The organism is Paenibacillus macerans, assembly GCF_900454495.1.
Classification (GTDB): Bacteria; Bacillota; Bacilli; order Paenibacillales; family Paenibacillaceae; genus Fontibacillus; species Fontibacillus macerans.
Window position 1 is genome coordinate 352,488 of sequence record NZ_UGSI01000002.1, and the last position, 11,267, is coordinate 363,754.

The 11,267-nt window shown below is 55.8% G+C and carries 9 protein-coding genes; all 9 read left to right on the forward strand.

Annotated elements, in window-relative coordinates; all coding sequences use genetic code 11:
- Window positions 1–536 precede the first annotated feature (536 nt).
- A complete protein-coding gene (fba, locus tag DYE26_RS24745) occupies window positions 537–1,505 on the forward strand; it encodes a class II fructose-1,6-bisphosphate aldolase (protein ID WP_082207618.1) in 969 nt (322 codons plus the stop codon).
- Window positions 1,502–2,431 (forward strand): 1-phosphofructokinase family hexose kinase, encoded by a 930-nt coding sequence (locus DYE26_RS24750; RefSeq protein WP_051985183.1) that lies wholly within the window; start codon window positions 1,502–1,504, stop codon window positions 2,429–2,431. Before fba ends, DYE26_RS24750 begins: the two co-directional genes overlap by 4 nt.
- A 412-nt stretch (window positions 2,432–2,843) precedes the next feature.
- Window positions 2,844–3,644 (forward strand): DeoR/GlpR family DNA-binding transcription regulator, encoded by an 801-nt coding sequence (locus tag DYE26_RS24755; RefSeq protein ID WP_036618755.1) that lies wholly within the window; start codon window positions 2,844–2,846, stop codon window positions 3,642–3,644.
- A gap of 261 nt (window positions 3,645–3,905) precedes the next feature.
- Window positions 3,906–5,198: an ABC transporter substrate-binding protein gene (locus DYE26_RS24760; protein ID WP_036618758.1), complete on the forward strand. Its 1,293-nt coding sequence runs from the start codon at window positions 3,906–3,908 to the stop codon at window positions 5,196–5,198.
- A gap of 16 nt (window positions 5,199–5,214) precedes the next feature.
- A complete protein-coding gene (locus DYE26_RS24765; RefSeq protein WP_036618761.1) occupies window positions 5,215–6,150 on the forward strand; it encodes a carbohydrate ABC transporter permease in 936 nt (311 codons plus the stop codon).
- Window positions 6,151–6,168: 18 nt separating this feature from the next.
- Window positions 6,169–6,993 (forward strand): carbohydrate ABC transporter permease, encoded by an 825-nt coding sequence (locus DYE26_RS24770; RefSeq protein ID WP_036618764.1) that lies wholly within the window; start codon window positions 6,169–6,171, stop codon window positions 6,991–6,993.
- Window positions 6,994–7,011: 18 nt separating this feature from the next.
- Window positions 7,012–8,313 (forward strand): alpha-galactosidase, encoded by a 1,302-nt coding sequence (melA, locus tag DYE26_RS24775; RefSeq protein ID WP_036618768.1) that lies wholly within the window; start codon window positions 7,012–7,014, stop codon window positions 8,311–8,313.
- A complete protein-coding gene (locus tag DYE26_RS24780) occupies window positions 8,313–9,272 on the forward strand; it encodes a carbohydrate kinase family protein (RefSeq protein WP_115311374.1) in 960 nt (319 codons plus the stop codon). Before melA ends, DYE26_RS24780 begins: the two co-directional genes overlap by 1 nt.
- Window positions 9,273–9,323: 51 nt before the next feature.
- The gene (locus DYE26_RS24785; RefSeq protein ID WP_036618771.1) at window positions 9,324–10,862 is read left to right on the forward strand and encodes a right-handed parallel beta-helix repeat-containing protein; all 1,539 of its coding nucleotides are present in this window, start codon (window positions 9,324–9,326) and stop codon (window positions 10,860–10,862) included.
- Window positions 10,863–11,267 lie beyond the last annotated feature (405 nt).

Here is an 11,267-nt window from a genome sequence, read left to right on the forward strand (position 1 = left end):
AAGCATCAATCATCCGATTTATCAACCGGCAGTTGCAATCATTTGTCTATGTGGACCGATTCAAAAATAACGTGAACGTTGGTGTGCCGTGGATCGACCGCATACAGCTTACCGCATACCGCACGAAGGCTAACGGACCTGAACGACCTTATTTGCCAGAAAAGACGCCGTTTTCATTTCTAACGGACAGGAGAGCCTCTATTTGCTCAAAAAGTTCGGATACGTGCTCATCCATGCCCAATAAGGTCTGTGGTGTCCGTTAGGATTAGCTTTGCTGTCGCACCAGTCTCACCACTCACGTTATTCCCGAATCGCCCCACTCACGAAAGGAGGGCGTTAAACTCGTTCAAACCGCCGCCAGCCGAGCCCAAATAGGTGGGGGCAATGCCATCGCATAAAAGGGGTTGCCAGGCCCGCGTATAAAAGGGGCACATGGCCTTCGTGTAAACGGGCTCTCAACGTCTCTTTCCAATAACGAGGCCCTGGTGCTCCCTTCACACCCGCTGCGCGGCGAAACCTTTTAAGGGGGAAAGGATATGCCACTTATCTCGTCTACTGAAATGCTGCAAGCGGCCCGCAGGGATAAATACGCCGTCGCCGCCTTTAATGTGCACACCCTGGAGATGCTTCAGGCGGTCGTTGAAGCGGCGGTGGAAATGGACTCCCCGCTCATTATTCAATCGACGGTGGGCACCGTCAAACATCTGGGTGCGGATTACCTCGCCCATGCGGCCAAAACCGCGGCGGACCGGACGGGTCTGCCCATGGCGCTGCATTTGGACCATTGCACGGATTTTCCGACGATCATCCAATGCATCCGCGCCGGTTACACCTCGGTTATGATCGACGCCTCCATGTTTCCTTTTGAGGAAAACGTGGAGCGGACCAGCAAAGTGATGGAGATCGCCAAGGCCTCCGGCGTAAACGTGGAGGCGGAGCTCGGCAAGGTCGGCGGTGTCGAGGATGACATTGTCGTCGATGAGCGGCAAGCGTCGTTGGCCGATCCCGAAGAATGCGCGCTGTTCATCGAACGCACCGGCGTACCTACGCTAGCGCCCGCGATCGGAACCGCCCACGGCATTTACAAGGGCCGGCCGAACATTGATTTTGGGCGGATTGCGCGGATCGCGGACCGCGTGTCCGTTCCTTTGGTGCTGCACGGCGGGTCGGGCATTCCGGCCGAGCAGATCCATCAGGCGGTCGCGCTGGGGATGTCCAAGGTGAACATCGCCACCGAATTGCGCATCGCCTTCTCCGACGCGATCAAAGGCGTGTTTGCGGCCGATCCCGAAGAAAACGACCCGCGCAAATACATGGTTCCGGCGAAGGAAGCGGTCAAACGGCTGGCAATGGAAAAAATGCGGCTCTGCGGCTCCGCCGGAAAAGCGGGGAAAACCGGCACGACCATAGCAGCAGGAAAAACAACCGCAACGAGCGACACGACCGCAACATCCGGGATTGTTGACGCAACCGGAACAACCGGCAAGGCCGGCGCAGCCCGATGATCACCACGGTCACACTCAACGCAGCCATCGACCGGACGTGTTACGTCGACAGGTTCAGCCTGGGCCAGGTGCACCGGGTGGCCCGGCAAGTAGATGAGCCAGGTGGCAAAGGCAACAATGTCGCCAAGGTGATCCGCCAGCTAGGCGGCCAGGTCACCGCCACCGGCATCATCGCCGGCGCGAGCGGCGCGTTCATTGAACGCGGCCTGGCCGAACGGGGCATAGAGACCGCTTTTGTCCACGCCCCGGGAGAGTCGCGGGTCTGCCTCAACATCCTGGATGAGTCCAGCGGAAGCTCCACCGAACTGCTCGGGCAAGGACCGGCCATGACGGAGACGGAGGCAGCCGCAATTAAGGAAACGCTGCACGATCTGGCCCAAAATTCCAGCATAGTCGTGCTCTCCGGCAGTTTGCCCGCGGGCGCGCCGGAAAATATGTACGCGGAACTGATCGGCATCGTCCGGTCCGCCGGCGCCAAGGCCTTTCTGGATACCGGCGGAGCGGCCTTCAGCGCCGGGCTGACCGCGTCGCCCCGCTTCGTGAAGCCCAACGAGCAGGAACTGGCCGGATGGCTGGGACGCGAACCGCGGGAGCTAAGCGAATGGGTCCGGGCTGCCCAACTGCTGGCCGATCAGGGAATCGCCGAGGTGTGCGTCACGCTGGGCAGCCGCGGAGCCGTGGCGGTTCTGGATGGAGCGGGGTATGTGGTGACGCCGCCGGCCATTCGTCCCGTGAATACCGTGGGCTGCGGCGACGCTTTTGTGGCCGGCATGGCGTATGCGGAGGAACGCGGCGATTCGGCCGCAGACAGACTGCGCACCGCCGCTGCGGCGGCCGCGGCCAATGCGATGTCCGCCAAAGCGGGGGATATCGATTGCCATCTTTTCCGGGAGTACGAGAGTCAGGTACAAATCATAGCTTTGTGAAGGGGCCGGCAAAAGCGTGCGGAAGCGCGTTTTTCTAACGGATTTTGCAGCAGGATGCGGGTTCATTTCGGCGTATTGCAATCTATCCTTTCATCCTCCACAATAGAGCTAACACGGGCTGTACGGCTCAGATATATCAAAGAGGATGTTCAAAAAGTCATCTTTTGATCACGAAGTAGAATCAAGGAGCTTACTAGACATCGAATCTTGAATTCAGCCGGGTGGGGCGGATGCTTCCGAAGCATGTTTCCTACGGAAACGTTTCAGTTGCTCACGTAGGATCTTCCTATGCTCCGCTGCTCAGTCCCTAAGCTTCTTTCGACCTAAAGCGTTTTGAAAAAACGTACATCGGAAGCATAGGCTTCGGTGCTGAAAACCTGACTTTTTGAACTCGCATTTAAAGGAGAGAGCTATGCAATATTCAAAGGGTGAGCTGCGCAGAGCGAAAACGCTGGAACTGATTAAGGCGCACGGAAAAATATCGCTGCAGGAAATTATTGAAGCCGTCGGCTGCTCGGAAGCGACCGCAAGACGCGATTTGGACGTGCTGGAGAAAGCGGGCGGGATTATCCGCACGAGCGGCGGAGCCATTTACGAAGGGGCGCTGACACCGTCGGCGGCGGAGCTGCCTTTTGCCGCCAAACGCGATTTCAAACGGCAGGATAAGGAGCGGATTGCCGAAGCCGCGGCCGCCCTCGTTCAGGAGGGAGACATTATCTGCCTGACCGGGGGAACGACGACGTTTTTTATTGCCAAAGCGTTGAAAAAACACCGCAATATTACGATTGTCACCAATGCGGTGAACATCGCTTTCGACCTGGCCGACGCCGAAGGCATTCAGGTTGTGGTGATCGGCGGCGTAATGCGGGCCAAAAGCTACGAGCTCAGCGGTCCGCTGGCGGAGAATGTGATCGATAAAATCAACATTACCAAAATGTTCCTCGGGGTGGACGGCGTATCGCTGAATCATGGCTTTACGATGCATTCCGAGCTTGAAGCCCGGATTGCCCAACTGATGATGGAACGTTCCAGCGAAGTGTATGCTGTATTCGATCAAAGCAAGCTGGAGAAGAGCGCTTTGTTTACCATTACTCCCCTGAATCAGGTGACGGGGGTAATCACGAATAAGCAGCCGGAGGGATGGTTTGAGCAAGCGTGCCGGGAGCAGCAGATTGCCGTATATACACCCTTAGACCACACTGCTCCTATTTAAAGAGGTTGTTCAAAAAGTCATCTTTTGATCACGAAGCAGCAGGTCAGGAAGTGGTCTCGACGTCGAATCTTGAATTCAGCCGGGCCTTCCGGTGCTCACGTACCCAAAACGTACGCTCCGCTCCTGACGTCCCTAGCTTCATCCAACCTTCTCGGTGCTGAAAAGCCGACTTTTTGAACTCTCACTTAAAGGCGCCCCAATTCTCAAGCAACCTCCCCTTCAAATGCTGGCTAATTTGCAGGAGATAAGGGGGATATGCGAATGCGGTTTTCGAAGTTTATGCTGATCATTGCGGCGGTTTGCGTTGTATTCGCCGCAGCGGGCTGTGCAGGCCCCTCCGCTTCCGGCGGCGATACATCCTCAGGCACGGAAGGCAAGGTGAAACTGGTCTTTTGGAGCCATCAGGAAGATGCAATTGTAAACGCATACAAAAAACAGATCTCGAAGTATCAAACCTTGCACCCCGATGTGACGATCGAATATCAGACTTTTCCTTATGACGTGTACAACCAAAAGCTGAAAGCTTCATTTTCTGCGAACACACCGCCCGATATCGCCGAGCTGTTCGGCACTTGGGTTCCCGGATATTCCAAGAACGGTCTGCTCGTTGAAATCCCCGATAGCGAAACTGTACAAAAAGCGTACTATGACGCACCCCTCGGCGGGTATTTGCGCGATGGCAAGCTGTATGGTCTGCCGCTTGAATACAACATTGAAAACGGCGGCATGCTGATCCACCCGCAAATGCTGAAGGAACAGGGCTTCGACCAGCCGCCTTCCACCTGGGCGGAACTGGTCGATTACGCCAAAAAGCTGACCGTCCGCGAAGGCAATGTCATTAAAGTAAAGGGTTTCGACTTTGTATCGTCGGACAATATCACGTTTACTTTTCTGTCGCTGATTCTGCAGCAGGGCGCCGGTTTCTGGGGAAAGGACGGGCATGTGAACTTCCACACTCCTGAGGCGCAAAAGGCGATGTCCGCTTTGGTCTCGCTCGTGGCCGACGACAAGGTCGCCGATTTGACCACGTTTGGCGGGGAGCTGGATACCTCCGATTATTTTTTCCGCGGGAACTCGGCTATGACCTATCGCGGCCCTTGGACGATATCCGCCGGATTGAACAACTATAAGGTCAGCGATTTTGAATATGTGCCCGTACCGTCCTTTACGGAGAACCCGCCCGCCTTTGCCGCCGAATCCGGCTGGGGCCTTGCGGTGGCGAAGGAAAGCAAGCAGCCGGAGGCCGCGCTTGAGTTTATCCGCTTCATCACGGAGAAGGACAACCTTGAGGAGTGGAATACGGACACCTTCACCGTTCCGGCCAAAAAAGAAATCGCCGAAGACCCCGAATTCCTGAAAAACAATCCGTATATGAAAACCTCGCTGGAAATTTTGTCGCTTGGCCAATGGATCGGCCCCGTAGCGGACCGCGATTACTTCTTCAAGCAGGTCAACGACCATTTTCAGCTGATGGCCGGCGGAAGCCTGAGCGTGGAGGACGGATTGGCGAAAATCGAACAGGCCATCAACGATAATCAGGATCAACATAAGTGAATAGGGGTGTTCGGGCATGAGTGTTGTTGTACCGACCGACAAGACGGGTAAGCTAAAATCGGCGGGAAAAGCGGCGGGATACAGAGCCAAGCGGAGGTTCATCCTCATTTCATTGGTGCCGGTCCTGCTCCTGTTTGGGGTGTTTGCGTTTCTTCCTATCGCCTGGAGCCTGGGCTTGTCCGTTTTTAAGTATGACCCGCTTAGCTCCAAGGCGCTGTTCGTGGGGGCGGACAACTATATCCGCATGGCCCGGGACGCCGTTTTTCTGAAGTCGCTATGGGTCACGTTCAAATTCGTAACGATCACCGTGCTGATCAATATCGTCATCACGCTGTTGATCGCCTCGGCCATTCAGCGGGTCAGAATCCCCTGGCTCAAAAGTTTGTTCCGCACCGTGTTTTTTCTTCCGACGATCGCCCCGCTGGCGGGAACGGCCATCGTATGGAGCACGATGTTCAATTACAACAACGGCTTGTTCAACATCCTGCTGGCCAAGCTGCATATGGCCCCGATCCAGTGGCTCAGCGATCCGCATTATGCGCTTTATTCCGTCATTATGATGACCTTGTGGGCCGATATCGGCTATAATATCGTTCTTTTCATCGCCGGGCTGGATTCCATTCCCGACATGTACTATGAAGCGGCGATTCTGGAGGGCGCGGGCAGGCGGCATATCTTTTTCCACATCACGCTGCCGCTGCTGCGCAGAACGCTGCTGTTCGTCTCCGTGACCACGGTCGTTTCCTATTTCCAGGCCTTCCCCCAGTTCCAGATCATGACGAAGGGGGAGCCGTTCAACGAGACGCGGGTGCTGGCGCTGCACATTTACGATCAGGCGTTTGCCAATTCGAATATGGGGTACGCTTCGGCGATGGCGACCGTGTTTCTTATGATCATTTTGCTCGTGACCTTGCTGCAGCTGAGATGGGGACGCACCCAGTGGGAGCATTGAGAGGGGGAAAAGAAGCCTATGCCGTATAAACGCAAGTATTGGGACGGGGTTCTTATCGCTGTCTTGGCCATTGCAGCCTGTATCATGCTGCTGCCTTACGCCTGGATGGTGCTGTCTTCGCTGAAAAGCAATATGGAGATCGTCTCGGGCACCGGCGGGTTGTTTCCCCGGCAGCCCAGCCTGGAGGGATACCGGACGGTGTTCCGCGACGCGCCGTTTGTCACCTGGCTGTTCAACAGCTTGGCGACCTCCGTCATCATTACGGTCATGACCTTGTTCACCAGTTCCCTGGCCGGATATATTTTTGCCAAACATCGATTTAAGGGAAAGAGACTGTTGTTCATCTTGATCCTGGCGACGATGATGATTCCGTTCCAGGTGATTATGATCCCGACTTATCTCATTACGGCAGAGCTGGGGCTCGTCAACCATCTGATGGCGATCGTTCTGCCCAATCTGGTCAGCTCCTACGGGGTGTTTCTGGCCAAGCAATTCATAGAGGAGATTCCGCAGGAGCTGCTGGAAGCGGCCAGAATGGACGGCGCCGGCGAGTTCAGGCTGATGCTCCGCATCGTTTCGCCGCTGATCCTGCCGATGCTGTCGGCCCTGGGGATATTCACGTTCATGAACTCCTGGAACAACTACCTGTGGCCGCTGATTGTCTTGAATGATGAGAGCAAAATGACCGTTCCGCTCGCGTTGGTCTATTTTAACGGAACGCATATGGTTAATTACAACGTCGTCATGTCCGCGGCGGTTCTGATTACATTGCCGGTTATTATTGTGTTCCTGATTTTCCAGAAGCAATTCATAAAAGGCCTGACCATGACAGGCATGAAATAAGGAGCGAGGAGAAGAGATATGACGAAAATTTCAATTATCGGCGCAGGCAGCGCGTTTACCCGGGACATCGCCATGGATATCCTGTTGATCCAAGGTTTGGAGGGCGGCACGATCGCCCTGGTCGATATCGACGAGCGGCGGCTGGAGCTGGCGCGCAGGCTGGTGCTCAAAATCGTGGAAATGACGGGGAAACGGTGGGAGGTGATCGCCTCTACGGACCGCAGGGAGGTCATCGGCGGCTCGCAATTTGTGATCAACCAGATTGAGGTCGGCGGGCTGGAGACGGTTCGCTACGAATATGAAATTCCGCTGAAATACGGGGTTAATCAATGCATTGGCGATACGTTGGGACCAGGGGGGCTGTTTAAAACGCTGCGCACGCTTCCCAGTTGGATCGAGATTGTCCGGGACGTCGAAGAGCTGTGTCCGGACGGCATAATTTTGAACTATACCAATCCGATGTCCGCAGTTACGCTGCTGACTTCCCGCATCACGGATTTGCCGGTGGTCGGCCTCTGCCACTCCATCCAGAACACGTCCGCACAGCTGGCGGAATATGCCGGGGTTCCTTACGAAGAAATGCATTGGAGAGCCGGGGGGATCAACCACATGTCCTGGTTCGTGGAGCTGACCCATGCCGGGAAAGACCTGTATCCCGTGCTGCTGGAAAAAATCAAGGACCCCGAGCTGCTGCGGCAGGATCCGGTCCGCTTTGACGCGATGAAATATTTGGGCGCTTTCGTCTCGGAATCGAGCGGCCATTTCTCGGAGTATATACCTTACTATCGAAAGCGCCAGTCGCTTATCGATTTGCACTGCAATGCCGGCTATAACGGGGCCACGGGTTTCTATGCCGATAATTGGCCGATCTGGCGCAAAGAGAACGATGAAGAGATCGTTCAGCAGCTCGAAGGCACGCTGCCGCTCGAAATGCGGTCGAGCAATGAATACGCGGCGGTGATTATCGAAGCCGTATTGAATAACGAGCCGAAGGTCATTTACGGCAACGTTCCGAACCGGGGGCTGATCGAAAATCTGCCGGCGGACGGCGTGGTCGAGGTGGCCTGCCTGGTCGACCGCAGGGGCGTGCAGCCTACGCGTTTCGGGAGACTGCCGGAGCATCTGGCCGCATTGTGCCGCTCGAACATGGCCTTTTTTGACCTGGCGGTGGAAGCCGTGCTCCGGAGCGACAAGGACATGGCCCGCCACGCGCTGATGGTGGACCCGCTGACCGCGGCCGTTTGCTCCCTGGACGAAATCGGCCGCATGTTCGAAGAGCTGTATGAGGCGGAACAAGGCTTTGTTCCGGTATTGAAATGATGCGCTCCCAAGGGGCTCAGGAGACAAAGCCCGTTGTTGTTGTCGCCGGCGAGCTGAACGTGGACATCATTGTGTCCGGCGGGGATGTCATGCCGGAATGGAACCGGGAGAAGATGGTCGACGGGTTCGAGGTCGTGCTTGGTTCCTCCTCGGCGATCACGGCCTGCGCGCTGGCCAGCCTGGGGGCGGACGTGAGGTTCGTCAGCGTGGTGGGGGACGACGACTTCGGCGTCTTCTGCACGGGCGAACTGCGGCGGATGGGCGTTAACACCGAGCATGTAACCCGGCTGCCGGGCGTGAAGACGGGCGTGACGCTTTCCTTCTCTACGCCCGCCGACCGCGGGCTGCTAACCTACGCCGGCAGCATCCCGCTGCTGACCCCGGAGCATATCCCGGACACGCTGCTGCGGCAGGCCCGTCATCTGCATTTCGGCTCCTATTATTTGCAGGACGGCATGAGAGCGCATTGGCTGGAGCTTTTTGCACGGCTGCGCGCGGACGGGACCAGCACGTCCTTTGATACGGGCTGGGATGTGGCTAACCGGTGGGATCGCGACGGCATCGGCGCGCTGCTGGCGGAAACGGATCTGTTCATTCCGAGCGAGGATGAACTGTTGCATATTTTCCCGGCCGACCGGGTCGCCAGTGTGCTTGAGTCCGAGCTTCCTCCGGTGGCGGGGATGGTGGCGGTCAAGCAGGGCTCCAGAGGCGCGTCGCTGCGCCGGCCTGACGGAAGCGTGATCTCGGCCGGGCCGTACGCGGTGACCCCGGTGGATACAACGGGTGCGGGCGATTGCTTCAACGCGGGAATCATTTACGGATATCTGCTCGGCCGCCGCGGTGAGGAGCTGCTGCGATTCGCCAATGCCTGCGGGGCGCTGTCGACGCTAGGCCTTGGCGGCACCGGGAGCCTGCCCACGGTGGAGGCCGTCCTCCGTTTGCAAGCAGGACAGGCGTAGTGAATTTATGGTATAATGACTATACCAAACAAAGGGAGATGAGGAATCATAATGAAATTCCGGAAAATTTTACTGGCGAGTTTGAGTCTGGGGTTGGCTTTAGGACTTGGTTTGGCGGCCGGAAATGCGCAGTCCCCTTCCGCCTCCGCGGCCGGCACGGAATTCTATGTGGCGACGAGCGGCAGCGACTCCAACGCGGGAACAAGCAACGCACCGTGGAAGACGCTGCAGCATGCGGCCGATGTGGCCCCCGCGGGCAGCACGGTTTACGTCCGGGGCGGCGTGTACAATCAAAAACTGAAGATTACCCGCTCCGGCTCCGCTTCTCAGGGTCCCATTGTGTTCACCAACTATGGCAACGAGACCCCCGTCATTGACGGCACCGGACTTTCGGTCAACGGCAGCGAAGGGCTGATCGAGCTGGAGGATGTCAATTACGTTACTGTTCAGGGGTTTGAAGTCCGCGGGTTTACCACGGCATCCAAGAACGCGGTACCTATAGGTATTTATGTCCATGGCGCAGGCGGCTTCATTAATCTGTCCAACAACAAAGTCCATGACATCAAAAACACGGCCACCCCAAGCGGCAGCGGCCGGCTGGGCCGGGACGCCCACGGCATCGCGGTTTATGGCACGAAAGCTCCCGATTCGATACACGACCTGACGATCAGCGGCAATGAGCTGTACAATCTCGTGCTGGGCTCCAGCGAAGCGCTCGTTTTAAACGGCAACGTAGACGGCTTTGCGGTGACCGGCAACCTCGTTCACGACAATGACAACATCGGGATCGATCTGATCGGCTTTGAGGGAACCGCCCCGAAGACCGCTTACGATCAGGCGCGGAACGGGCTCGTGAAAGGCAACCGGGTGTACAACAATTCCGTTAAAAATAACCCGTCCTACGGGAAAGACGACAACTCGGCCGGCGGCATTTATGTGGATGGCGGCAAGGACAGCATTATCGAGCAGAACTACAGCTACAGCAACGACATCGGCCTCGAAATCGCCTCCGAACATGCCGGCAAATCCACCAGCAATATTACGGTGCGCAGCAACGTGATCTATAACAACCGGCTGACCGGCATCGCCATGGGCGGTTACGACGAAGAGCGCGGCTCTACCGTAAACTGCAAGATCGTCAACAACACAGTGTACAAAAACGACACTTTAAACGGTTATAACGGCCAGCTTCTTGTGCAGTACGATACGCAAAACAACGTAATCAAAAACAATATTTTCGTGGCCAACTCCACGGATGTTTTGATCTACAATGAATACACCAAAAACACCGGCAACGTTGTGGATTACAATTTGTATTTTGCTCCGGGCGGCAGCTCGGAAGCGACTTGGACCTGGAAAAATAAAGAATATACGGGATTCTCCTCGTATCAAAAGGGAACCGGCAATGATGCGCATTCGCTGTTTGCCGATCCCAAATTCGTGAACGCCGCGAACGGCGACTTCCATCTGCAGTCATCGTCTCCGGCGATCGATGCCGGGAACACGGACACCGCCATCATCGGAACCGAGGATATTGACGGGGAGCCCCGCGTGAAAGGCAGCGCCGTGAATATCGGCGCCGATGAATAAAGTTTATTTTAGCACAGCTACTTTGGTTACCTCAAAAGCCCTCTGCCTCAAGAGGGCTTTTGTTTTTTAGTTTTTAATTTATAACTCAACTTTCGCAGTACCAAAATCGTCTTAACCGCTGATTATTTATTTCCCCTGGTCGGATGGCGGGTAAAAGTGTGCTTGACCGGCCCTACTCTGACCATTAATTGCAAATCATACAACTAACTTTATATCCATTTGTCTAATCATTCGTTTAATTGCATTTCGTACAACTATATCCTCGTCTTTTTGCCTTTTTTTCGAAAGATTGTGGAGTAATTGCAGGTTTTACACTTAATCAAGCACTGTGGCAGGATCTCCGGATAAGTAACTGTACATTTTGCTACTATTTAGCGCGGTCTGGCTTCTTAGGGAGTACGTCGA